Raw genomic sequence first — 23,761 nt, 5'->3', positions numbered from 1 at the left:
CCTGATACAGGGGGACTTGAGTAGCCCTCGACTCAGGCGCCGGACCGGGGCGCACGGCAGTGTGTGGGCCATGACCGCACGCTACTGCTCGCTCGCGCAGCAGCCCGCCCCCGCGTTCCCGCCGGGGCTGGCCGCCGAGCGTCTCGCCGCGCTCGTCGGCGGGCAGCGGATGTGGGTCAACGGCACCGTTCTGCACTACTGCTTCCTCGGCGGCGACACCGACGCCTCGGTCGTGCCCATGCCGGGTACCGGCCGGCCCAGGCGGGTGTCGTGGTTCGGGACCGAGGAGCAGCGGGCCGTGGTGCGCGACTGCTTCCGGGAGTGGCAGGACCTCGGCATCGGGCTGGTCCTCACCGAGGTCGGCGACCGCTCGGAGGCCGAGCTGCGCATCGGTTTCCAGCCCGGTGACGGGTCCTGGTCGGCGGTGGGCAGGGACGCGCTCCGGGTGGGTCTGAACGACCGCACGACGAACTTCGGCTGGGACCTGACCGCGCCCGGGGAGCGCGCGACGGCCCTGCACCAGATCGGGCACGCGCTCGGCATGCTGCACGAGCACCAGAGCCCGTTCGCCGGCATCCTCTGGGACGACGAGGCCGTCTACGCCGAGTTGGCGGGCCCGCCGAACCACTGGAGCCGGGAGCGGACCTTCCACAACATCCTGCGCAAGCTGGACACGGACGAGGTCAACGGTCCGGTCTGGGACCCGCAGTCGATCATGGAGTACCCGTTCCCGTCGGGGCTGATACTGGAGCCCGAGCACTACCGCTCGGGCCTGCAACCGCCCGGCACCCTCTCCGCGGCCGACAAGGAGTTCGCCCTGCGCTGGTACCCGCCCATCGGCCGGCCGGGGCCGCTGGTGCCGTTCCGCTCGGTGCCGCTCGGCCTCGGGCCGGGCGAGCAGGCCGACTTCCGCGTGGATCCGCCGGAGACCCGGGAGTACACCGTGGGCACCTTCGGCGACAGCGACACCGTCGTCGTGATCTTCGAGGAGCGGGACGGGCAGCCCCGCTACCTCGTCGGACAGGACGACGGGGGAACCTCCCGCAACGCCGCGATCAGGGCCCGTTTCGTCAAGGGCCGCCGCTATGTCGTCCGGGTGCGCCTGTACTCCGCGTGGGGTGCGGGCGAGACGGCGGTCATGTGCTGGTGACCGCGCGTCTCCGGAGCACCCGGGCACCGAGACCACAGTCCGGCGCCGGGGGCCGGCCGGGACACGTCGCCTTCGGGGGACAGTGTCGCTTAGACACTGAGGTGACGTTTCCCGGCTCGCCGGGCCCTGCTTCTTCGGGGGAGGAAGCAGGGCCCGGCCATGGGCAGGTGCTACAGCTCGGTGATCTCCTCGATCAGCTCCAGCACGTCGCCCAGTCGGCCGCGCGGTCGCTCGACCGGGTGTCTTGTTCTGCGTGTACTCTCCACACGCCTAACGGCGACCGCATCCGCAAGGCGCGCCACCGGAAGATCACTCATGAGCAGTTGCACCTCCGTGCCGGTATGAGCCGAGACGTACTCCACAAGTTCGAAGCGGGGAGCCATGACCCTCCGCTCTACGCGCTGCCGCGGATCGCCCGCGTTCTTGACGTACCCATCACTGACCTCGTCGGCTGACGGACGGCTGACCACTCCTTGAAGCTCGGTACGGGCAGCCGCGGACGGTTCAGCCAAGGTGGGATCCCCCGGCCATCGCTGTCGTGGCGTGCAGACGGGTCAGCCGTGCAGTCTCGTCGTCACGGAAGGCAGCCACCTCCCGGCAGCGCTGGCTCATCACGAACTCGCCGAGCGTCAGGCACAGGTCCATGCGCTGGATGCACACGCCGATCATGAACGGGCCGTCCACAGCCCGGTACAGCCGGACGCCGTAGTAGCCCTCCTGGCAGTCGTCCGGGTTGTTGAACTGGCAGTCGGCGCAGGTCTCGGGTAAGCGAACGGGCCGGATGCTTTTCGCGTACACGGTGCGTCCGTCGGGCAGGCGGTACCGCACCCGCTGGTCGGACGCGCCGGCCGTGATGATGCGGCGAACCGGTAGGGCACCCAGGCGGTCGATGACCTCCTGCATGGCGTCCAGTGAAGCGCCGCCGTCCTCGAGCGACACGAGCATCCGGACGACGACGGAGCGGCCGTGGCGTTCGATGATGCGGAGGACACGGTCGACGTGGTCGCGGTCAGGGATCACGATGTTCGCGGACACCTTGATGCCGTGCATGGTCGCGGCCTCGATCGTTGCGTCGAGGGCGGCCAACTTGCGCTCAGCCAGCTTCGAGGAGGACAGGCGCGGTGCCTGTACCGCAGCGAGCTCGGCGGGGGTGGTACCGAAGACGCTGAGGTTGATCCGGTCGAGGCCGGCCGCTGCGGCGGCGGGCAGGACCGCGGCGCCGTTCTCGCCGTTCGAGGTGAGCCCGACCGTGAGCCCGAGGCGCCGGGCGATGGTGATCAGGCCGGGCAGGTCGGGGTGCAGCGTTGGTTCCCCGCCGGTGAAGTGCACCTCGGTCGTCGGGAGGCTGCCGCGGACGGCGGCGAGGGCCAGGGCGAAGTCGGGGGTGGCGGGGATCCGGGCGGGCAGGAAGCCGGCGCCGTTGGTGCGGAGGTAGATGGAGACCCGACCGGAGCGGCCCGGGGTGCCGGTGAACTGGTCGGCGGAGCGGTCGGCGTTGTCAGTGACAACGGGCGTTCCCTCGTTGTGGCAGAAATTGCAGGCGAGTCCGCACGCATCGATGATCTTCACGCGGAGCGTGCGATCCGGTTTCACCACCACCGGCACAGTGCTCAGGTCGTGCATGAGTACCCCTCTCCGATCCGGCCGGGGCACGGTGCCCCGGCCGGGATCAACGGGTGCCGCCCTACTCGAAGCGCAGGTCGGCGATGAAGTCCAGGTCGATGCCGTACATGGCGTAGACCTTGGTCGTGTTGATCGACGTCAGACGGTCGCGGTCGATCCCGAGGGCGGCGGCGGCCTCCCATACCCGGGTTTCGGTGTCGGCCTCGATCTCCAGGTACGGCGGGATGCGCGGCCACTCGTCGACTTCCAGGCGGACGGCGCCGAGCGTGTACGAGGTGCGCCGGTTCTCCTGGTAGCCGCGCGGTGTCAGACCGGTGAGGCGTAGGAGTGCGGCGGTCTCCTCGAAGCTGTCGACGGTGACCTCGGTCTCGTGCGTTCCGTCGACGGCGTCCGTGCGGATCTCCTTGACACACAGGGTCGTGCCAGCGCCGGTGTCGCGCAGTCGTACCCAGCGGCCGGGTACGGCCGGGATGGTGTCGTACACGTACCGGCGCATCAGGCGCGGTTCGGTTTGCTGCGTGCCGCCGGCGTCGCGGATGAGCTGGGCCATCTTGTCGGGGTCGATGTCGAGGGTCTTCGCCTCGAACTCGATGCCTGCCATGGGTTGGGTCTCCGATCGTTGGGGGCTGCTGTTGACTCAACGACCGTGCAGCGTAGGGGCGTGTGGTGGTGAGCGGCCCGCCCCCGGCGGGGGACGGAGACGGGCCGCCTGGAAGCCACCGGCACGATCGGCGACGGACACGCGCCGGTGACTGGTCTTCATGCGTGAGCCGCGAGTTCCTCAGTGAGGGTCACGATCGTGCAGTCGTACAGCGCGCGCACCAGCTGCGTCGCGACGACGAGCGGCAGTAGCGGCGACTCGAACGGGTAGATGTCGCCCTCGACGGGGATCGGCCCGACCCGGCTCGCGGTGTACCGGAGCCCGAACACGGCGCACGCCTTGGAGGCCTTGACGCGGACAGCGACGCTGCCCGCCCACAGGTGCGGGCACTGCTGCCGCGCAAGTGGGATGCAGTCGAGGCAGATCGGCGGGTGCACCGTCATCAGGTCCTCGGGCCACTGCGGGTACTCCCGGGCACCGTCTTCGAGTAGCCACAGCACGCCACGGTCGTCCTGGTCGGCGGGACCGCCGCACACATGGCACAGCAGGCCGGCCATGGCTTGGCGCTGGCGGCCGCTGTGTACCTTGCCGTACATCGGCCGACCGACGCCGCGGCTGTCGGGCCGGCGCTGCCACAGCACGCCGCGGTCGTCACGGTCGAGGGCGGTCTCGTCGGCGTAGGCCACGCCGCTGAACGGGCTCAGGACAACGGTCGGGTCCGATGCGGTCTCGCCCGACCACTGTGCGATGAACGGCACGATGGTCGGCCGGCCGCGGCACGCCTTGTGGGTGTGGCTTGTCGCCAGGACACTGCCGGTGAGATCGCGGCGTCGGTGCCGTCGGAACGGCTCCCCTTCTTTGATCGCCTTGTCGCAGATCGCGCAGCAGGTCACGCCCCGACCTCCGCAGCGTCGCCCAGTCGTGGCCCGAAAGCGTCCTCGATCGCGGCACGCAGCGCGGCCGGGTCGGTGTGCCAGCCGCCGTCGCCCGGGCACATCCGCCGGTGTGGGCCCGGGCCGGTCGTGCGGCGCCGCGGCGGGATCGGGATCCGCGTGCCTCCGGGGACCGCGTGGGTGTTCTCCGCGTCCCAGGTGTCGGCGGTGCCCGTCGGCACGAAGAAGAAGAGGGTCCCTGCGACAGGGGCCTCCACGACCGCGCCGGCGCACGCGCCCAGCATGGTCATCGCGGCGAGGCCGAGCTGCCGGGGCACGCGGATCACCTTCGAGCCTCTCATCGCGGCATCCGGAATGGTAGGTAAGGGCGTGGTCGGCATGGTGGCTCCTTGGCACCGTGGTGATCAGGTGCGTATAAGAGTGGCCCCCGTCACAGGTCACGCCGAGGGCTTCGAGAGGTCTCTTCATGGACAGAAAGAGGACTTTCCTTGCGTCTGTCGGGTGACGACTGGCCAGCGAGGGGACTTCCGACGACACTGGCGGCAGCACATGACGACGGAGGTGCACCAGTGGCCAACACCCAGCTCAAGGCGGCCCGGCTCGCGGCCGGTTACCACTCTCAGCAGGCCCTCGCGGACGCCCTACGGGTGGGCGTACGGCAGGTCCGCCGGTGGGAGTCCGACCAGCCACCGATGCCGCAGCCCGAGGTGGCCCAGATTCTTACCCGCCTCCTCGGCCAAGACCTCGCATCGCTGGGATTCACCACAGACGGTGCGGTCCCAGGCCGCCGGACCGTCCTCGCCGCCGCCGTGGGGCTCGCCGCGGTCCCCACCCAGTCCGTCGCCGTGCAGCCTGCCACCGCGGCCGAGGACTACGAGGCCGTCACCCGCTCCCATCGACGTCTGTACTGGTCGGTGGCCCCCGCCACCCTGCACCCTGCGGCGATCGCGCACGCCACCCTCGGCTGCGCGCTGCTCCCCGAGACGGCCGGGCAGACACGGCAGCGGATCGCCGCGGCGCTCGCCGAGACGTACTTGCTGGCGGGCAGGATCGAGTTTTTCGACATGCGGGACGCCGACCGTGCGCAGCAGACCCTGCTCCGTGCGCTCCAGGGCGCAGGAGAAGCCGACGACTCTCTACTCGGCGCTGCGGCGCTGGCTCACATGGCTTTCGCCCCCGCGTGGGAGGGCGACCGTGATGCGGCCGTCGAGCGGATGGTGGCCGCGCGAACCTATGCCCGGCGCGGTCCGGCCTCGGCCGAGCTGCTCGCCTGGCTCGACGCGGTGGAGGCCGAGTGCGAGACCCGCTGCGGCAACACGAGGACGGCGCTGCACCTGATCGGGCACGCCGAGGACGTCCTCGCCGACGGCAGCGAGCACGAGAGCCCCGACTGGCTGGACTGGTTCTCCTCGGTCAGGCTCGCCGCGTTCAAGGGGAACACGCAGCTGCGGGCCGGCCACCTGCCGCAGGCCCGCGAGACTCTCCTCGGTGTCCTTGACCAACTGGGGCCCGCCGAGGAGAAGCAGCAGACCGTCGTGCTCGGCGACCTGGCAGCCGTCGAAGTCGCGGCCGGAGACCCCGAGGCGGCCTGCGGGTATGCGCTGCGGGCGCTCGCCCAGCTGGAGCGCACGTGGTACGCGATGGGCATGGACCGGGTGCGGGAGGTACGGCGCGCGTTGGCGCCGCACCAGCACGAGAGGTGCGTGCGGGAGTTGGACGACCGGCTGTACGGGTGGTCGACGACAGTCAGTGCTCTGGCTCGTTGAACCTGCGGACCGCGCCGGACAGTTCCAGGAGGCTTTCCACCCGGAAAGTAGGCGCCTTCCTGGCGTCCACCGACCACCATTGGATCGTGGCCCAAGGGCCCCGGCGTACCAGAGCAGTCCGCATGCCCGCCTCGGCGGCTGGACGCACGTCGTTGTCCAGACGGTCCCCGACGTAGAGGATCTCGTCGTTGTCGTACGGAGTGACCTCGGCGACGCGTTCGAAGAACTTGGGGTCGGGCTTGGACGCACCCCAGTCGTCCGAAGTCCCGATCAGATCGACGTCGTCGGAGAACAGGCTGCGCAGGATCTTCCCTGAACGAACTGTCTGGTTGCCTGCGATACCCAGCCACAGGCCATCGCGTCGTAGCTGTGCCAGCGTCGGACGAACGTCGTCGTAGAGGTCTTCCTCTCCAAAGGTCTCGGGCTGGCCGGCAGAGGCCCGCGCCTCGCGTTGCTCGTAGAGGTCGAACCCCGGCTGGAATTCCTGGAAGACCTCCCTGTAGTCGCGGCCCTGGGCGATGACGGCTCCGAACATCGCGTGAAAAGTATGGCGCGGCACTCGAAGCCAGTCGGCCCAGGTGCCGTACTCCCGGGTCTCGTCTACAAGGCACTCGCCGACATCGAAGATCACAGCGCGAATCATGCGGCCGACCCTATCCGGACATGACGAAACGGCCCCCACCGCCCGCGAGGGCGATGGGGGCCAAAATCTCATGGGTACTGGCGGCGCTGCGGGTCCAAGGCCAGCGGAAGAGGACTCGTAGGCGTATCGCCTCCAACGTCCGGTGCACTGTCGCGACGGCACACGAGGGCGTCCGCGTCATCCTGTGGCGCCTGAAGACTGTAGCCGGAAGGACACGACGGCCCGGCCGGACCCTGCTCCCCGCGGGGCCCTGCTCACCTTACGGTCCGGCCGGGCCTGCGGGACCCGCCGGCCCTGCGGGGCCGGGCTCACCCTGCGGGCCCTGAACCCCGTCCGTGCCGTCGGCCCCCGGGGTGCCGGGCTCTCCGTCCGCGCCCGGGGCGGAGGGTGACGTGTCCCGGCCACGCCGTGTCCGCCGGGAGGGGCGGCGGACACGGCGGCGCCATGACGCAGGGCGGTTGCCGCACGCCCTCCCGGGGGTGCCCCGTCCGCTGAAACGGCATGCGAGCGTGGCGCCTTGCGCGCGCGGCACGCCGTGCCGAACTCCAGGCGGATCCAGGCGCCCGCGGCGGCGGTCGGCGCGGGGGCATCGGAGTCGAACGGGACGATCACGCGGCCGGCGTGTGCGGGGATGCGGCGCGGGTGGGACCGGTGGTGGCGGCGTCGGCTTCCTCCGCGTCAGGCGGGACGGCCCGCGAGGTGCCGGCCGAAGGCCGGGTGGGCGGTCAGGCGCCGCACGTGGGACCAGAGGGCGGGGTGGTCGGCCGCACGCCGGGGGCTGTCGTGCCGTACGAGGGCCACCCACACCTCGACGTCGGCGGCGGTCGGCCGGTCGCCCAGGACGTAGGCGTGCGCGGTCAGGCGTCGCTCCAGGAGGTCCAGCACGTCGGGCAGGGCCGCGGGGTCGGCGGTGCGCGCGCACAGCAGCTCGACGCCCTCGATCTCCGCCTCCGCCCCGGCCGGGTACAGCACCGGACCGGCGGCCGGCGTGAAGTACCGGGCGAGGTCACGCATGATGTCGCGGGCGTGCGTGCTCACGATCCGGCCCGACCAGTGGTCGCTGAGCACCGGCGCGACGGCCGGCCCCCGGTAGCGGTGCGCGCTCGCCTCGTACAGCGGGCGCAACACGGAGTGACCGCCGTCGGAGCAGTCGGGGACCGCGTCCAGGACGGTCACCGGACAGACCCGGTCCAGGCCGAGCAGGCCGTGGACGACGGCGATGCGCAGACAGTCGTCGTGGTCGGGCGCCAGGTGGAGGCGGTAGCGGCGCGGCACGGCGTAGTGGCCGCTGCGCGGGTCGCGGCCGATCCGTCCCCGGAAGGCGGGGGCGGGGGTGAGCGGTGTGACGGTCATGGTTCTCCCCGGGTGCGGGCGCGTGACGTACGCGCGGTGGAGGCAGGCGTCGGGCCGTGAGCGGCGGGCGAATCCGGGCAGCGTCCGTACGGGGACCGCCGTCGGCCGGCGTCGCGGTGGTCAGCGCGGGAGGCTGAGCGCGCTGCAGACGCGGAGGAGGTCGATGTGACGGCGGGAGGTGAGCTCGGGCGAGGGTGCGGGCGTACTGGCCGTACGGCTGCCGACCGGAACGAGGCGCCCCATGCTTTCCCCACCTGTTCACTAGGATTACTAGGGAAGTCTCGACCGGCGCCCGTGAGCCGTCAAGGGGGTGTCCAGCCGTCGGTACACCGCATGCGAAAAGGGCCCCGCGAGCGGCTGTTCGCGAAGGCCCTTCAGGCAGGTGTCGGTCGGCGCCACCCACCGGCCGACCCGGCCGTGCTTCACCCGGCCGACGGACCGATGCGGGACCGTAGCCGGTCGAAGATCGCGCCGAGCTGAGCCACCTCGTCCGCGGTGAGCGCGTCGAACACCAGGTCACGTACGGCGCGCACATGGGCGGGGGCGGCACGCTCGATGGCCGCCCGCCCCGTCTCGGTGATGCGGACGAAGGCGCCACGGCCGTCGTCCGGGCACCCGCGCCGCGACACCAGGTCGCGCTTCTCCATCCGCGCGACATGGTGGGACACCCGGCTGCGTTCCCACTGCAACGACGCCGCCAGGTCGGACACCCGGATGCGGCCTTCGGCGGAGTCGGTCAGCACGACGAGCACCTGGTAGTCCGGATTGGACAGCCCGGTGTCCGCCTGCATCTCCCGGTTGAGCGTCGCCAGAAGCTCCGCGTGGAGACCCATCCACTGCCGCCACATGTGCTGCTCGTCGTCGTTCAGCCACGGGATGTCATTCGTCATTGCCACCCGAGCAGTCTAGCAGGGTAGGTGACACGTCATGTATGGTCCACGTCATGTAGATGACACGTCACCAACATGCCGCCGCCCGTGGCCTCCCATGGCCTCCCATGGCCGAAATCCGCATCCGAGGACGGACATGACACATCCATTTGAAGTCGGGATCATCACCTTCGGTGAGATCGGTCCCGATCCCGCGACCGGTCGACCGATGTCACCGCGTGACCGCATGGCCGAGATCGTGGAGCAGGCGGTCGTCGCCGACGACGTCGGCCTGGACGTCTTCGCCGTCGGTGAGCATCACCGATCCGACTTCGTCGCTTCGGCTCCGCCGGTCGTCCTGGCGGCGGTGGCCGCCCGGACCCGGCACATCCGCCTCACCAGCGGTGTGACGGTGCTGGGCTCGGAGGACCCAGTCCGGGTCTTCCAGAACTTCGCGACCCTTGATCTGCTCTCCGGCGGCCGAGCCGAAATCATCGCCGGCCGGGGTTCCTTCACCGAGTCGTTCCCCCTGTTCGGCTACGACGCCGCCGACTACGCGGACCTCTACCGGGAGAAGCTCGACGCCCTTCTCGCCATCCGCGGCGGCAACCCCGCGGTCTGGTCCGGCGGGCCGCACACCCGTGACCTCACCGGGCTCGACATCGCTCCCCGTCCGGTCGGCGAGTTGCCGGTCTGGATCGGGAGCGGAGGCACTCCCGCCTCCGCCGTCCGAGCGGGTGCACTGGGCCTGCCTCTGGCGCTCGCCCTGCTCCTCGGGCCGATCGGCCAGTTCGCCGACGGGGTGGCCAAGTACCACGAGGCGTTCGAGACCTCCGGCCGTCCCGCGGAGGCCGCGCGGGTCGGCATCACGACCCACGGCCATGTCGGCGCGACGAGTCAGGGCGCCCGGGACACGATGTTCCCCTATTTCAAAAGGGGCATGTGGGAGAACAACCACCAGCGCGGAGCCGGATCGCCCTGCCGCGACGCGCCTTCGACGCACAGGCGACACCGGGCGGAGGGCTGCTCGTGGGAAGCCCGCAGGAAGTCGTCGACAAACTGATGGCCTACCACGAACTCTACGGAGCGACCCGAGCCGTTTTCCATCTCGGCTACGGGCACATGCCGCAGCGGGACGTTCTCGCCGCCGTCGAACGTCTCGGCACCGAGGTCGCGCCCGTGATGCGGCGTGAGCTGTCCCGCACCCCCGAGAACGCGGCATGAGCCGCGCCCTGAGCGTCGCCGTCGTCAACGGCAGCCCGAACGAGCGGTCCAGGACGATGGGGCTCGCCGGCCTCGTCACCTCCCGGCTCGGCGACCTTCTGCCGGTCGAACTCCATCAGGTCGATGTCTACCGGCTCGGGCCGAGCTTCACCGGAGCCACCCTGCGCGAGGACGTGTCGCCCGAGGTCGAACACCGGATTCGCCTGGTGGAGGAAGCCGACGTGGTCGTCGCGGCGACACCGGTGTTCCGAGCGTCGTACTCCGGGATGTTCAAGCACCTCTTCGATCTCGTCGACCAGTACGGCCTCACGAACAAACCCGTCATCCTGGTGGCCACCGGAGGAAGCGACCGCCACGCGCTCGTCGTCGAGCACGCGCTCCGGCCCCTCTTCGGCTTCTTCCAGGCCGCGACCGCACCGGTCGGCTTCTATGCCCATGCCGGTGACTTCGACGGCACCCTGGTCCTCAACGGCGAGGTGTACAGCCGTGTCGAAGTCGGCGTGAACGACATCCTGCCGCGGCTGAAGGCGCTGTCCACGGGCGCGGAGACCACCGCGGTGTGACTTCCTCGCCCCCTGAGTCGTAGTGCCGTGAGCCCCGTCCGGACGCACTCCTCTTCCCGATCAAAGGACACCACTCCATGACCGACTCGAAAGTCGTACTCGTCACCGGAGCGAGCAGTGGCATCGGACATGCCACCGCGCTGCGGCTCGCGGGTGAGGGACACCACGTCGTCCTCGGAGCCCGCCGTACCGATCGCCTCGCCACGCTGGCCGGGGCGATCCGGGACGCGGGCGGGAGCGCCGACACGCACCGCCTCGACGTCACCGACCCGGGGAGCGTCACCGCCTTCGTCGACACCGCCGTGGACCGGCACGGCCGGATCGACGTGATCGTCAACAACGCCGGGATCGGACCCCTGTCGCGGCTGGACTCGTTGCTGACCGACGAGTGGGACCGGACGATCGACGTCAACATCCGCGGCCTGCTGCACGGCATCGCCGCGGCGTTGCCCCACTTCCAGCGCCGCGGCGCCGGCCACTTCGTCACCATCGCCTCGGTCGGTGCCCACGAGGTCATGCCCACGGGCGCCGTCTACTGCGCCACCAAGTACGCCGCCTGGGCCATCACCGAGGGCCTGCGCCTGGAGGTGGACCCGAGCATCCGCGTCACCACGGTCTCCCCCGGGATCGTCGAGTCCGAGATCGCCGACTCGATCACCGAGCCGGACGTCCAGGAGGCCATACGCGCCTACCGGGAAGCGCCCATCTCCGCCGACGCGATCGCGGCCGCCGTCTCCTACGCCATCGGCCAACCGCCCGACGTCGACGTCAACGAACTCGTCATCCGCCCCACCAGGCAGCGATAGCCCACGGATCAGCAGGCGTCCCGCATCACTTGAGGAGCTCACCCATCGTGACCACCCCACTCGGACTCGGCCTCCCGCAGAACCGTCAGTACGACGTCGGCAGGGACGTGCCCGACGTGGCACGCACCGCCGAGCAGATCGGATACCAGAGCCTGTGGGCCTACGAACGGGCCCTCTTCCCCGAGCCCGCCACCCAGGGCCTGTTCGGCGTCCCCGGCCTGGCCTGGCCCGACGACTACCGTTTCGTGGCCGAGCCGCTGATCACGCTGTCCCTGGCGGCCGCGGTCACCGAACGGGTCCGGCTGGGCACGTCCGTACTGGTGGCACCGCTGCACGGGCCGTTCCAGCTCGCCAGGTCGCTCGCCACGCTGGACGCGGCGAGCGGCGGCCGGGTGGTCGCCGGCTTCGGCTCGGGGTGGTCCCTCGACGAATACGCGGCCGCGGGCGTCCGGCCCTTCGAGGATCGCGGCAAGGTGCTGGACGAGGTGATCGAGGTCTGCCGGGCGGTGTGGGGGCCGGACCCGGTCGTCTACGAGGGGGACATCACCCGGATCGCGTCGGCCGTCGTCGGCCCCAAGCCCGCCCGACCGATTCCGATCATGCTGGCCGCGGGCAACGGGCGGGCCCTGCGCAGGCTCGTCGACCACGCCGACGGCTGGCTGCCGCTGGCCCTGGGCGCCGAGCAGACGGCCGCCCAGTGGCGCGTTCTGCGGGAACTGGCGGCCGAACGCGGGCGTACCAAGCCGATCCGGACGGTGCTGCGGGCGAACGCCGCGTACACCCCCACACCGTACGAGGGCCGTGACCGCGCCCTCTTCCAGGGCGACGCCGGGCAGATCGTCGAGGACCTGGTCGCGCACGCCGGGATCGGCTTCGACGAGATCCTCATCGACCTCCAGAGGGGGCCGCGCGACGCCCAGGAGTTGAAGGACGTCGCCGCCGGGGTGTACGAGAAGGCGCGCGCGGCCGGAGTGTGAACGCCGCCGGGCGTGCGGGTCTTGGATTCAAGTAGTTGGAGTTCAGGAGCAGTCAAGGCGCCTTGCCCTTCATTTTGTTACAGGCAGATGTACAGCAGGTGCCGCCTGGATTCACCGTTGGCGCGAAGGTGATCCTCACCGCCCAGGAGTTGTGCGCGCCCCATCTGCTGGTGCGCGGGGGCGCAGTTGCCCCTACCGCGCACACAAACACGCTGATCACAGCGCTGATGTGGGATGGTGTTACCCCAAGTGGGTTTCTGTTCGGGCATGTTGGATGACGGGCCGAACGCTCAATGGGTTTCGGACAACGATTCGACTACTCCTGCCCATTCTCTTCACTTCTTGAAAGCATCGACCTGTTCCGGGCGGACCACACCTCCGCCCGGAGACGGTCGTCCGGTCCACCCGGGCGTCCGCGTCACCGGCCGTCGCGCGTACGGCCGGACACAAGGAGAGCTACAGAAGTGGCTGACAGAGTGTCATCTTCCATACCTGCACGCATACCCGGATCCCGAACCCCCCGAGGCGGTGCCACTCCGCGAAGGCGCGCCGCGCTGACCGCGGCACTCACGGTGGGCGCGCTCCTCCTCCCGGTCACGACGGCGGCGGGACCGTCCGCCTTCGCCGCGGACACGGGCCGGGCGCCCCGGCAGATCGAGGTCGCCCCGCGCCCCGGATCCGGGAGCCTCGAACTCTCCGCCGCGCAGCGGGAGAAGCTCCTCGGGGCAGCCTCCGACCAGAGCACCGCCACCGCCCGGAACCTGAAACTCGGGGACCGCGAGAAGCTCATACCGAAGGACGTCGTCAAGGACGCGGACGGCACCGTCCACACCCGCTACGAGCGCACCTACGCCGGACTTCCGGTGCTCGGCGGCGACCTGGTCGTCCACGAGGGCCGGGCCTCCCGGACCGTCACCAAGGCCGCTGCGGCGCAGATCACCGTGGACTCGATCGAACCCGCCGTCGCGGCGGGCGCCGCCAGGAAGGAGGCGCTGGCGGCGGGCGAGGCGGAGGACACCGCCAAGACGGCCGTCTCCCGAGCGCCCCGCAAGGTCGTCTGGGCGGGATCCGGCGAACCCGTCCTGGCCTGGGAGACCTTCGTCACCGGCATCCGGGAGGACGGCACCCCGAGCCGCCTCCAGGTGGTGACCGACGCGACCACCGGCGAGCAGCTGCACAGCTCGGAGCAGATCCACGCCGGCGACGGCCAGAGCCAGTACAGCGGCCCCGTGCGGATCGGCTCGGTCCACAACGGCACCGCGTACGAGCTGACCGACCCGGCGCGGGGCAACCACCGGACCTACTCGTTCGCGCCGGACAACACGCAGAGCCTGCTCACCGACGACGACGACCAGTGGGGTGACGGCACCGCCGCCCACGAGCAGACGGCCGCCGTGGACGCCGCGTACGGCGCGCAGAAGACGTGGGACTTCTACCAGGACCGCTTCGGCCGCAACGGCATCGCCGACGACGGGGTCGGTGCTCGCTCCCGGGTGCACTACGGCAGCGGATACGCCAACGCCTTCTGGGACGACCTCTGCTTCTGCATGACCTACGGCGACGGTCTCGGCGACGCCCGGCCCGTGACCTCCATGGACATCGCGGCCCACGAGATGACCCACGGCGTCACCCACGTCACCGCCAACCTCACCTACTCGGGTGAGTCGGGCGGCCTCAACGAGGCGACCAGCGACATCATGGCCGCCGCCGTGGAGTTCTACGCCGACAACCCGCTGGACACGCCCGACTACACCATGGCCGAGCTGATCGACCTGCGGGGCACCGGCCGGCCGATCCGGTACATGGACCAGCCCTCCAAGGACGCCTCCGCGAAGGGCACGTCCCAGGACTACTGGACCTCCGAGACCAGGAAGCTCGACCCGCACTTCAGCTCCGGCGTGGGCAACCACTTCTTCTACCTGCTGGCCGAAGGCAGCGGCCGGAAGACCATCCAGGGCATCGCGTACGACAGCCCCACCTACGACGGCAACCCGGTCGCCGGCATCGGCATCGAGAACGCCACCGCGATCTGGTACCGGGCCCTCACGGTCTACATGACCAGCCGCACCGACTACGCGGGTGCCCGCACCGCCACCCTCCAGGCCGCCAAGGACCTCTTCGGTGTGGACAACGGCGCGTACACGGCCGTCGGCAACGCCTGGGCCGCGGTCAACGTCGGCCCTTCGTACGTCAACAACATCGCGGCCGTCGTCCCCTCCGCCCAGAAGGCCGCGGTGGGCCAGCCGACCGAACTGCGGATCGACGCGGTCTCGACCCGTCCCGGCGCCCTCGGTTACGCCGCGGCCGGCCTGCCCGCCGGGCTGAGCATCGACACCGCCACCGGAGTCATCAGCGGCACCCCGACGACGGCCGGTGACTTCGCCCCGGTCGTCACCGTCACGAACTCCGCCTCGGAGACCCGCGACCTGTCCTTCACCTGGTCCGTGCTGGCCTCGGGCGGGGACTTCTTCACCAACCCGGCGCGGGTGGACATCCCCAACTGGGTCACCGTCGAGTCCCCCCTCACCGTCACCGGCCGGACCGGCAACGCGCCGAATGATCTCAAGGTGACCGTCGACCTCGTCCACGACTTCATCGGCGGCCAGGTGATCAACCTCGTGGCCGAGGACGGCACGGTGATCCTGGTGAAGGACTTCGTCTGGGACGAGGGCAGAGAGCTCCACGACACGTTCACCGTCGACGCGTCGGCCGTGCCGGCCAACGGCAGGTGGAAGTTGCGCGTCACCGACAACACCCCCGGCATCTTCACCGTCGACCCCGGTTACCTCGACGGCTGGAGCCTGACCTTCTGACGCTCCGGCCCACCCGGGCATGACGTCGAAAACGGTCAGGGGCCGTTTCAGAGCGCTCTGAAACGGCCCCTGATCTACGACTCTCTCGAGTCGGGACGACAGGATTTGAACCTGCGACCCCTTGACCCCCAGTCAAGTGCGCTACCAAGCTGCGCCACGTCCCGGTGCGCGTCGCATGGATTCCGTGTGATCGGCTTCCGTGTGATCGCGCTGGTCAACCCTACCTCATCCCGGACGGTGGGGTGGAGCCGACGGCCGCGTCCGTGCCCTGCTCGGCCTGGGCGGTGCCGTCGTCGCGACACCGTTGACCACTACTCCGTCGGCGGCGGGGAGAACCGCGACACGGGCGGCCATGAGCGTGTACCCGACGGGCTCCGGGGCGCCGCCGCTCGCGCACGACCGCGACGAGCACCTGACGATCCCCGCGGAGCGGTGAAGCCGGCCATCCCGATGATCACATCGCGAGACGGCTTTGCGTCATGCCGCCCACCAGGCGTTACCTCGCACGGTGCGAACCGAACGACCCGAACACCTCAGCAACGACGCCACCGGCGACCGCTCCGCGCGGCGCGCCGTCACCGTCTTCCCGATCCTCGTCGTCGCGGCCGGCGCCCTCGGCCTGCTGCTCCCCGGCGGTTTCACCGGCTGGAGCGAGTCGGTGCCGTACCTGCTGGGCGTCGTGATGTTCTGCATGGGCATCACCATGACCCCGGAGGACTTCCGCGGGGTCGCCGGGCGACCCTGGGCGGTGGCCCTCGGGCTGGTCGCGCACTACGTCATCATGCCGGGGCTCGGCTGGGCGATCGCCCACCTGCTCGACCTCCCGCCGCAGCTCGCCGCCGGTGTGATCCTGGTCGGCTGCGCGCCCAGCGGCACGGCGTCCAACGTGGTGACGTACCTGGCCCGCGGTGACGTGGCCCTGTCGGTCTCCGTCGCCACCGTCTCCACGCTCGTGGCCCCGCTGGTCACCCCGCCGCTGACGCTGCTGCTGGCCGGGGAGTACCTCCCGGTCGACGCGGGCTCCATGGTCACGGACATCCTCAAGACGGTGCTGCTGCCGATCCTCGCGGGCGTCGTCGTACGGCTCGTGGCGGGGCGGTACGTGCAGCGGGCGCTGCCCGCGCTGCCGTGGCTGTCCGCGCTGACGATCTCCGTGATCGTGGCCGTGGTCGTCGCGGGCAGCGCGGAGGCCATCAAGTCGGCGGCCGGGATGGTGTTCCTCGCCGTCGTGCTGCACAACGGTCTCGGCCTGGCGCTCGGCTACGGCGCGGGACGCCTCGGCCGGCTGGGTGAGCCCGGCAGCCGTGCCATGGCCTTCGAGGTCGGCATGCAGAACTCCGGCCTCGCGGCCTCCCTGGCCACCGCCCACTTCAGCCCGCTGGCGGCGCTGCCGCCGCGGTCTTCTCCGTCTGGCACAACGTCTCCGGCGCACTGGCCGCGGCCTGGCTCTCACGCCGGGGGCGGTGACCGGCGGTCGGCCGAGCGGGGTTCTCCGACGCGGCCCCCGGTCGGCGCGCGTCGGAGAACGGTCAGGTCCGGACCGGCTCGCGCACCATGAAGACGTCCACGGCGTCCACGGCCTCGACGGTGAACCCATGTCGCTCGTACAGCCGTCGGGCCGCGCTGCCCCTCAGCACGTTCAGGCGGACGGGGTCACCGCTGCGGTCGCACCGCGCCAGCAGCGCGCGGAGCACGGCCGAGCCGATGCCTGCGCCCTGCAGGCGGGGGACGAGGTAGAAGTGCTCCAGCCACCGGGCGTCCTCGGCCGGTCGCAGCGCCACGCAACCGGCGAACGCGCCCTCCACCTCGATCACCCAGGTGTGCGTCCGGTCGAACCCGTCCCTCAGCCGCTGCCGCACCCGCCGTTCGTCGTACCGGCCGAGCCGCTCCAGATCCGCCCGCAGTACCACGGCCCGCAACTCGGCGACGGCTTCCACGTCCGATGTCGACGCGGGCCGAAGTTCCCACTCACCCATGATCGCCACGCTACCGGCCCTGGTCCCGCCCGGTTCCGGATGGCTACCGGTCCGTACGCCGACACCGACCGCGGCGTCCTCGCGGTGGTCGACGTGCGTCCCCCAGCCGCCGGAGGCGGTCGGTGCGCGGCGACCAGTTTCCGCTCCGCGCTGTCGCCGACTGGACTCGTGCGCGGCGCCGCGATGCCGATGAAGAGCAGAAGACGGGCGGCGCGCCGATGAACTCGCCCTCGTCCGGATAGCCGATGGCCCGGGCGAGGACGCGGGCCTCCAGGGCCATGCGGTGGGCGGCCGGGTGGTCACTGTCGTACGGTCCTCGGCCGGGTGGGTGAGCACGACGTCGGGCTGGGTGGCGCGGTGGAGCCCGACCAGTCGGTCGGTCGGGCTCGAGGGGTGGCGGTCAGCGGGTGATCACCGGCTCGAAGAAACGGCCCTCGGCGCCGAGGACGGCTGCGGCCTTCTCCGCCCCGGCCCGGCGCATCGCCTTGTTCTCTCCAGCTTCCTGGCCTCCCGCCAGGCCCTGGCGGACTCGCCTCGCTCGCCGAAGGTCAGGCACGCGACGGTGATCTGCTCCCCGCGCGAGGCGGCCAGGGCCGCCCTGGAACTTTGTCCTGTCAAAAGGTTGACATGATGCCGATGCCGCCCCAGGGTGGCCTGGACAGATCGCGGACAGGTCCGAAGAGGGGGTCTCAGGTCTCATGGTGGACGCACTCGGTGTCGCCGTCGTCGGGTTCGGCTGGATGGGCCGGGTGCACACCCAGGCGTACGCCCGGGTCCGGCACCACTACCCCCGGCTGGCCCTCCGCCCTGAGCTGGTGACCGTCGCCGAGGAGGTGCCGGGGCGTGCCGAGGAGGCCGCCGCCCAGTTCGGGTTCGCCTCGACGACCCGCGACTGGCGCGACGTGGCCGCCGATCCGCGGGTCGGGGCGGTCAGCATCACCGCCCCGAACTTCCTGCACCGCGAGATCGCCGTCGCGATGGCCGAGGCCGGCAAGCACATCTGGATCGAGAAGCCGGTCGGCCTGACCGCCGAGGACGCGCGGGCGGTGGCGGACGCGGTCGCCAAGGCCGGCGTCCAGGGCGCGGTCGGCTTCAACTACCGCAACGCGCCCGCCGTGGAGGCCGCCCGCGACCTGATCGCCGCCGGGGAGATCGGCACCGTCACCCACGTCCGCATCCGCCTCTTCAGCGACTACGCGGCCCATCCCGAGTCCGCCTTGACCTGGCGCTACGAGCGGGAGCGCGGCGGCAGCGGGGTGCTCGGCGACCTCGCCTCGCACGGCGCCGACCTGGCCCGGTTCCTGCTCGGCGACATCGCGTCCCTGACCGCCGACACGGCGGTCTTCGTGTCCGAGCGGGCCCGGCCGACCGGCGCCACGGCCGGTCACTCCCGGGCCGCGGGCGGCGAGACGGGCCCGGTCGAGAACGAGGACTACGTCAGCTGTCTGCTGCGCTTCGCCTCCGGCGCCCGCGGTGTCCTGGAGGCCTGCCGGGTCTCGGTCGGCGAGCAGAACAACTACGGCTTCGAGGTGCACGGCACCACCGGGGCGGTGTTCTGGGACTTCCGCCGCATGAACGAGCTGGGCGTCAGCCGCGGCACGGCGTACCAGGACCAGCCCGTCAGCACGGTCTACGTCGGCCCCGCGCACGGCGAGTTCGCCGCCTTCCAGCCGGGAGCCGCGAACGCCATGGGCTACGACGACCTGAAGGTGATCGAGGCCTACCGCTTCCTGCGCTCGATCGCCGAGAACACCCCGCACGGCGCCACCCTGGTGGATGCCGTGCACAGCGCGGCCGTACTGGACGCCATGGCGCGGTCGGCCGAGCGCGGCGCCTGGGTCGAGGTGCGACCGGAGGGATGAGGGCGCGCAGCACCCGGCGGAGGGCCGCCGCTACCACCCCCCGCCCAGGTCGGACGACACGTTCCGGGCACTCGTCGAGCGTCCTGACTCATCAAGGAGCACAACACGTATGCGTATCGGAATCCTCGGCCTCGGCCGCATCGGCGCCTTCCACGCCGAGACCCTCTCCGGTCTCGACGCCGTCGAATCGCTCGTCGTCGCCGACCCGTTCGCGGACGCCGCGAAGGCGGCCGCCGAGCGGTTCGGCGCCGAGGTCGCGGACTCGCCCGAGGCGGTACTGGCCGCCGGGGTGGACGCGGTGGTGATCGCCGCCGCGACCGACGCCCACCCCGGTCTGATCCTGGCCGCCGTCGAGGCGGGCATGCCCGTCTTCTGCGAGAAGCCCGTCGCCCGCACCATGGCGGAGGGCGTCGAGGTGCTCAAGGCCGTCGCGGATCACGACGTACCGATCCAGATCGGCTACAACCGCCGCTTCGACGCGGGGTTCGTCGCGGCGCGGGCCGCCGTGCGGGCGGGTGAGCTGGGCACGCTGCACACCGTGCGGTCGACCACGCTGGACCCGGCGCCGCCGCCCGCCGCGTACATCGCCGCCTCCGGGGGCATCTTCCGCGACTGCGCGGTGCACGACTTCGACATCATCCGCTGGGTGACCGGCCGCGAGGTGCGTGAGGTGTACGCCGTCGGCGGCAACCGCGGCGCCGACTTCATCAAGGACGCGGGCGACGCCGACACCACCGGCGCGGTCCTCACCCTGGACGACGGCACGATCGCCGTGGTCTCCAACAGCCGTCACAACGCGCGCGGTTACGACGTCCGTATGGAGATCCACGGCTTCGCGGACTCCATCGCGGTCGGCCTGGAGGACAAGCTGCCGCTGCGCTCGGTCGAGCCGGGCGTGACCTTCCCGGCCGGCACTCCGCACGACTTCTTCATGGACCGCTTCACCGCCGCCTACCGCGCGGAGCTCACCGCGTTCACCGAGGTCGCCGCCGGCAACCGCCCCTCCCCGTGCACGATCGAGGACGCCCTGGAGGCGGGCTGGATCGCCGAGGCGTGCACCCTGTCGCTGCGCGAGCACCGGCCGGTGACGATCGCGGAGGTACGGCAGGGGTGAACCGGGCGCCGGGGCCGGCGGGCCGCGCGGTCAGCTCGCCGACTCGCTGATGTTCACCATCCAGGGGACGCCGAACCGGTCCGTGCACATGCCGAAGACGTCGCCCCACATCTGCTTCTCCAACGGCACGGCGACGGTCCCGTCGGCGGACAGCTTCTCCCAGTAGCCGCGCAGCTCGGCCTCGTCGTCGCCGCTGAGACTCACCGAGAAGTTCGTCCCCGCGCTGTACTCCATCCCGGGCGGGGTGTCGGAGGCCATCAGGGTGAAGCCGTCCGGCGTCTCCAGCATGCCGTGCATGATCTTTTCGGCGTGCGGGCTGTCGGACTCTCCGAACGCGCCGAAGGTGTTCAGCGCCAGTGAGCCGCCGAACACCTGCTGGTAGAACTCCATGGCCTGTCGGGCGTCGCCGTCGAAGCCGAGGTAGGGGTTGAGACGTGAGGTCATGGCTGCCTCTCTTGACGGGACGAAGTGCCGGTGCTGTGCACGCTAGCGCGCATGACCGACGACGGCCCGCCGAGCGGTGCGCCGGCGGGACCCGCCCCGCCGGCGCGGTCGGCCTCAGGCGCCGCAGGAGCGCAGGAACCTGCGGGTGCGCACGGCGATGGGCAGCGGCTTGTCGGGCTCGCAGGGGTACATGTCCTGCTCGACGATGGCGAACAGGTCCACGCCCAGCTTCTGGGCCGCCGTGAGCACCGGGCCGAGCTCCGGTACGCCGGTGGGCGGCTCGCACATCACGCCGCGCTGCACGGCCGGCCCGAACGGCACCCCGCCGGCCCGCACCTCGGCGAGGATCTCGGGGTGGACCTGCTTGAGGTGCAGGTAGCCGATGCGCTCGCCGTAGGTCTCGATCAGTTTGACGCTGTCGCCGCCGCAGTAGGCGTAGTGGCCGGTGTCCAGGCAGAGGTTGACCACCTCGGAGTCGGTGACGTCGAGGAAGCGCTCGACGTGCTCCTCGGTGTCGATGTGGGTGTCGGCGTGCGGGTGGACGACGATGTCCAGGCCGTAGGTCTCCTTCACCTCGCGGCCGAGGCGTTCCATGCCCCGGGTGAGGTGGGCCCACTGCTCGCCGGTCAGCTCCGGCGGCTCCAGGATCTCCGCGGTCTTGTCGTCGCGCCAGAAGGACGGGATGACGACGAGGTGCTTCGCGTCCATGGCCCGGGTCAGGGCGGCGACGCGGCTGACCTGCTCCCACGTGGCGTCCCACTCGGAGGGACCGCGGTGCAGGCCGCAGAAGATGGTGCCGGCGGAGACCTTGAGGCCGCGCCGGGTCACCTCGTCGGTGAGCCGGGCCGGGTCGGTGGGGAGGTAGCCGTAGGGGCCCAGCTCGATCCACTCGTAACCGGCCTCGGTGACCTCGTCCAGGAACCGTTCCCAGGGCACCTGCCGCGGGTCGTCGGGGAACCAGACGCCCCAGGAGTCGGGGGCCGAGCCGACGCGGATGCGGTCCAGGGCAGCGGGCATGTCAGGCCTTCCCTTCGGCGGTGTCGGGTGCGGCGGCTTCCGAAGCCGCGGTGGCGGGTGCCGCGGCTTCCGAAGCGACGCCGGCGGGTGCTGCGGTGGCGGGCGCGGGAACCTCCGGCTGCTCGTCCGGGAGCGCCGCCACGTCGACCCCGCCGACCTGCGCCAGTTCGTGCTTGAGGGCGGCGAGTTCGGCGCCGCCGGCCATGTGGTTGGTGAGTTCCTCGAGGGTGATGTCGGCGCGGGCGGCGCTGAGTTCGAGGGTACCCAGACGCAGCACGCTGAAGTGGTCGCCGACCAGGTAGGCGTGGTGGGGGTTGTGGGTGATGAAGATGACGCCGAGGCCGCGTTCCCGGGCGGCGGCGATGTACTTGAGGACCACTCCGGACTGTTTGACGCCGAGGGCTGCGGTGGGCTCGTCGAGGATGAGGACGCGGGCGCCGAAGTGGACGGCGCGGGCGATGGCGACGCACTGGCGCTGGCCGCCGGAGAGGGTGCCTATGGGCTGTTCCAGGTCGTCCAGGACGATGCCCATGTTGCGCAGCTCCTCGTCCGCGGTCTTCTTCATGCGGGCGATGTCGAGGCGACGAACGGGCCAGGGGCCCTTGGTCATCTCGGAGCCGAGGAAGAAGTTGCGCCACACCGGCATCAGGGGCACGGTGGCGAGGTCCTGGTAGACGGTGGCGATGCCCCGGGCGAGGGCGTCGCGGGGCGTGGTGAAGCGCACCGGTGCGCCGTCCACGAGGAAGTCGCCCTCGGTGTGCTGGTGCAGCCCGGAGATGATTTTGATGAGGGTGGACTTGCCGGCGCCGTTGTCGCCGAGCACACAGGTCACCCGGCCGGGATGGACGGCGAGGTCGACGCCGTGCAGGGCGCGGATGTTGCCGTAGGCCTTGCCGGCGCCGCGCAGTTCGACGAGCGGCCGGTCGCCGTCCTGGGGGGCGGTGTCCTCCAGGACGGCGCCGTGGGTGCCGGTGGTCTTGCTGGTCATTTCCGATCACCTCCGGGTCGCCGCGCGGCGGACCCACAGATTGATGAGGACGGCGCCGAGGAGCATCACGCCGAGGAAGGCCTTGAACCAGTCGGGGTTCCAGCCGGCGTAGACGATGCCCTGGTTCACCATGCCGAACATGAAGGCGCCGAAGACCGGGCCGATGGCGGAACCGTAGCCGCCGGTGAGCAGACAGCCGCCGATCACCGCGGCGGCGATGTAGATCAGCTCCTGGCCGACGCCCTCGCCGGACTGCACGGTGTTGAAGGAGAACAACTGGTGCATGCCGACGAACCAGGCGCCGAAGCCGACCAGCATGAACAGCGTGATCTTGGTGAAGGTGACGGGGACGCCGACCGCGCGGGCGGACTCCTGGCTGCCGCCGACCGCGAAGATCCAGTTGCCGTACTTGGTGCGCAGCAGCACCCAGGTGGCCAGGGCCGCGAAGACCAGCCACCACACGACCGTGATCTTCACCTGGACGCCGCCGACGTCGAAGGAGGAGGCGAAGAGGGCCTTGGCCTGGCCGAAGCCGTCCATGTCGCTGATGTCGTCGGTGGCGACGTTGCCGGTGACCAGCTTGGTGACCGCCAGGTTGACGCCCTGGAGGATCAGGAAGGTGCCGAGCGTGACCAGGAAGCTCGGCAGGCCGGTCTTCACCAGCACCCAGCCGTTGAACGCGCCGACCCCGAGGGAGACCGCGAGGGCGACGATCACGCCCACCCAGACGTTCATGGTCAGCTGGTAGCTGAGCATGCTGGCGGTGAGCGCCGAGGTGACCACGGCGACACCGGCCGACAGGTCGAACTCGCCGCCGATCATCAGCAGGGCGACCGGCAGCGCCATGAGGCCGATGGTGGACGACTGGTAGAGGACCGTGGCCATGGAGCTGCCGTCGCGGACCGAGGGCGCCGCGACCAGGAAGAAGACGAACACGGCGACGGCGCCGAGGAAGACCCCGACCTCGGGCCGGGCGAGCAGCCGCAGCGCCAGGGAGCGCTGCCGGGTCCGCCCGTCGGTCTCCTTCGGGCCGGGAGCCGGCGGTGTGTTCACCGCCGGCGCAGCCTGTTGGGTCATGC

General features: G+C 71.0%; 24 protein-coding genes, 1 tRNA gene and 2 pseudogenes. 12 read left to right on the top strand and 15 right to left on the bottom strand.

Annotation, left to right across the window (positions count from 1 at the left end; all coding sequences use genetic code 11):
- The first annotated feature begins 70 nt into the window (after positions 1-70).
- Positions 71-1,150, top strand: coding sequence for a beta-glucuronidase AbsR1 (absR1, locus tag RM812_RS02050; protein WP_311570605.1), 1,080 nt, complete (start codon positions 71-73; stop codon positions 1,148-1,150).
- 239 nt (positions 1,151-1,389) lie between these two features.
- Positions 1,390-1,605 (top strand): helix-turn-helix domain-containing protein, encoded by a 216-nt coding sequence (locus tag RM812_RS42995; protein WP_394816412.1) that lies wholly within the window; start codon positions 1,390-1,392, stop codon positions 1,603-1,605.
- Positions 1,606-1,654: 49 nt separating this feature from the next.
- On the opposite strand, the gene RM812_RS02045 is transcribed toward RM812_RS42995, so the two are convergent.
- From RM812_RS02045 to RM812_RS02030, 4 genes are all read right to left on the bottom strand, one after another.
- Positions 1,655-2,773, bottom strand: coding sequence for a radical SAM protein (locus RM812_RS02045; protein ID WP_311570604.1), 1,119 nt, complete (start codon positions 2,771-2,773; stop codon positions 1,655-1,657).
- 61 nt (positions 2,774-2,834) lie between these two features.
- Positions 2,835-3,374, bottom strand: coding sequence for a class IV adenylate cyclase (locus tag RM812_RS02040; RefSeq protein ID WP_311570603.1), 540 nt, complete (start codon positions 3,372-3,374; stop codon positions 2,835-2,837).
- A gap of 158 nt (positions 3,375-3,532) precedes the next feature.
- A complete protein-coding gene (locus tag RM812_RS02035; RefSeq protein ID WP_311570602.1) occupies positions 3,533-4,267 on the bottom strand; it encodes a hypothetical protein in 735 nt (244 codons plus the stop codon).
- Positions 4,264-4,608 carry a hypothetical protein gene (locus RM812_RS02030; protein WP_311570601.1) on the bottom strand — a complete coding sequence of 115 codons (345 nt, stop codon included), beginning with the start codon at positions 4,606-4,608 and terminating at the stop codon, positions 4,264-4,266. The genes RM812_RS02035 and RM812_RS02030 overlap by 4 nt, the downstream gene beginning before the upstream one ends.
- A 228-nt stretch (positions 4,609-4,836) precedes the next feature.
- Between RM812_RS02030 and RM812_RS02025 the strand changes: the two genes are divergently transcribed.
- Positions 4,837-6,033, top strand: coding sequence for a helix-turn-helix domain-containing protein (locus RM812_RS02025; RefSeq protein ID WP_311570600.1), 1,197 nt, complete (start codon positions 4,837-4,839; stop codon positions 6,031-6,033).
- Here the strand turns inward: RM812_RS02025 and RM812_RS02020 are convergent.
- From RM812_RS02020 to RM812_RS02005, 4 genes are all read right to left on the bottom strand, one after another.
- Positions 6,014-6,676 carry an HAD family hydrolase gene (locus RM812_RS02020; RefSeq protein ID WP_311570599.1) on the bottom strand — a complete coding sequence of 221 codons (663 nt, stop codon included), beginning with the start codon at positions 6,674-6,676 and terminating at the stop codon, positions 6,014-6,016. The genes RM812_RS02025 and RM812_RS02020 overlap by 20 nt on opposite strands.
- 678 nt (positions 6,677-7,354) lie before the next feature.
- Positions 7,355-8,029, bottom strand: coding sequence for a glutathione S-transferase C-terminal domain-containing protein (locus tag RM812_RS02015; protein ID WP_311570598.1), 675 nt, complete (start codon positions 8,027-8,029; stop codon positions 7,355-7,357).
- Between the two features lie 120 nt (positions 8,030-8,149).
- Positions 8,150-8,272 (bottom strand): putative leader peptide, encoded by a 123-nt coding sequence (locus tag RM812_RS02010; protein WP_311570597.1) that lies wholly within the window; start codon positions 8,270-8,272, stop codon positions 8,150-8,152.
- Positions 8,273-8,451: 179 nt separating this feature from the next.
- On the bottom strand, positions 8,452-8,919 hold the full coding sequence (locus tag RM812_RS02005) for a MarR family winged helix-turn-helix transcriptional regulator (protein ID WP_311570628.1): 468 nt from the start codon (positions 8,917-8,919) through the stop codon (positions 8,452-8,454).
- A gap of 136 nt (positions 8,920-9,055) precedes the next feature.
- Between RM812_RS02005 and RM812_RS02000 the strand changes: the two genes are divergently transcribed.
- The 6 genes from RM812_RS02000 (at position 9,056) to RM812_RS01975 (ending at position 15,281) form a co-directional block, all read left to right on the top strand.
- Entirely contained in the window at positions 9,056-9,961 is a 906-nt protein-coding gene (locus RM812_RS02000) for an LLM class flavin-dependent oxidoreductase (RefSeq protein WP_311570596.1), read from the top strand.
- Positions 9,928-10,122 carry a hypothetical protein gene (locus RM812_RS01995; RefSeq protein ID WP_311570595.1) on the top strand — a complete coding sequence of 65 codons (195 nt, stop codon included), beginning with the start codon at positions 9,928-9,930 and terminating at the stop codon, positions 10,120-10,122. The genes RM812_RS02000 and RM812_RS01995 overlap by 34 nt, the downstream gene beginning before the upstream one ends.
- Positions 10,119-10,685, top strand: coding sequence for an NAD(P)H-dependent oxidoreductase (locus RM812_RS01990; protein ID WP_311570594.1), 567 nt, complete (start codon positions 10,119-10,121; stop codon positions 10,683-10,685). Before RM812_RS01995 ends, RM812_RS01990 begins: the two co-directional genes overlap by 4 nt.
- 77 nt (positions 10,686-10,762) lie before the next feature.
- Complete coding sequence (locus tag RM812_RS01985; protein ID WP_311570593.1) at positions 10,763-11,491, top strand: SDR family oxidoreductase; 729 nt, start codon at positions 10,763-10,765, stop codon at positions 11,489-11,491.
- Positions 11,492-11,538: 47 nt separating this feature from the next.
- Positions 11,539-12,468 (top strand): LLM class F420-dependent oxidoreductase, encoded by a 930-nt coding sequence (locus RM812_RS01980; protein ID WP_311570592.1) that lies wholly within the window; start codon positions 11,539-11,541, stop codon positions 12,466-12,468.
- A gap of 572 nt (positions 12,469-13,040) precedes the next feature.
- Complete coding sequence (locus tag RM812_RS01975) at positions 13,041-15,281, top strand: M4 family metallopeptidase (RefSeq protein WP_311570591.1); 2,241 nt, start codon at positions 13,041-13,043, stop codon at positions 15,279-15,281.
- Between the two features lie 90 nt (positions 15,282-15,371).
- On the opposite strand, the gene RM812_RS01970 is transcribed toward RM812_RS01975, so the two are convergent.
- A tRNA-Pro gene (locus RM812_RS01970) sits at positions 15,372-15,445 on the bottom strand.
- Between the two features lie 344 nt (positions 15,446-15,789).
- Between RM812_RS01970 and RM812_RS01965 the strand changes: the two are divergent.
- A pseudogene (locus tag RM812_RS01965) lies at positions 15,790-16,748 on the top strand (bile acid:sodium symporter family protein).
- 62 nt (positions 16,749-16,810) lie between these two features.
- Here RM812_RS01965 and RM812_RS01960 read toward each other — a convergent pair.
- Both RM812_RS01960 and RM812_RS01955 read right to left on the bottom strand, forming a co-directional pair.
- Positions 16,811-17,257, bottom strand: coding sequence for a GNAT family N-acetyltransferase (locus RM812_RS01960; protein WP_311570590.1), 447 nt, complete (start codon positions 17,255-17,257; stop codon positions 16,811-16,813).
- Positions 17,258-17,456: 199 nt separating this feature from the next.
- Positions 17,457-17,905, bottom strand: a pseudogene (locus RM812_RS01955) (PIG-L family deacetylase); the annotation flags it as partial.
- A gap of 50 nt (positions 17,906-17,955) precedes the next feature.
- Between RM812_RS01955 and RM812_RS01950 the strand changes: the two are divergent.
- Positions 17,956-19,119, top strand: a complete 1,164-nt coding sequence (locus RM812_RS01950; protein WP_311570589.1) for a Gfo/Idh/MocA family protein — start codon at positions 17,956-17,958, stop codon at positions 19,117-19,119.
- Between the two features lie 109 nt (positions 19,120-19,228).
- Positions 19,229-20,233 (top strand): Gfo/Idh/MocA family protein, encoded by a 1,005-nt coding sequence (locus tag RM812_RS01945; RefSeq protein WP_311570588.1) that lies wholly within the window; start codon positions 19,229-19,231, stop codon positions 20,231-20,233.
- Between the two features lie 30 nt (positions 20,234-20,263).
- Here the strand turns inward: RM812_RS01945 and RM812_RS01940 are convergent, their stop codons facing one another.
- From RM812_RS01940 to RM812_RS01925, 4 genes are all read right to left on the bottom strand, one after another.
- Positions 20,264-20,677 (bottom strand): VOC family protein, encoded by a 414-nt coding sequence (locus RM812_RS01940; RefSeq protein ID WP_311570587.1) that lies wholly within the window; start codon positions 20,675-20,677, stop codon positions 20,264-20,266.
- A gap of 114 nt (positions 20,678-20,791) precedes the next feature.
- Positions 20,792-21,694, bottom strand: a complete 903-nt coding sequence (locus tag RM812_RS01935; protein ID WP_311570586.1) for a sugar phosphate isomerase/epimerase family protein — start codon at positions 21,692-21,694, stop codon at positions 20,792-20,794.
- Between the two features lies 1 nt (position 21,695).
- A complete protein-coding gene (locus RM812_RS01930; RefSeq protein ID WP_311570585.1) occupies positions 21,696-22,682 on the bottom strand; it encodes an ATP-binding cassette domain-containing protein in 987 nt (328 codons plus the stop codon).
- Between the two features lie 6 nt (positions 22,683-22,688).
- The gene (locus RM812_RS01925; protein WP_311570584.1) at positions 22,689-23,759 is read right to left on the bottom strand and encodes an ABC transporter permease; all 1,071 of its coding nucleotides are present in this window, start codon (positions 23,757-23,759) and stop codon (positions 22,689-22,691) included.
- Positions 23,760-23,761: the final 2 nt, after the last annotated feature.

Source organism: Streptomyces lancefieldiae (assembly GCF_031845825.1).
Lineage (GTDB): Bacteria > Actinomycetota > Actinomycetes > Streptomycetales > Streptomycetaceae > Streptomyces > Streptomyces lancefieldiae.
Note: the sequence above shows the minus strand (reverse complement) of the source record. Positions and strands in the feature narration are given on the sequence as shown.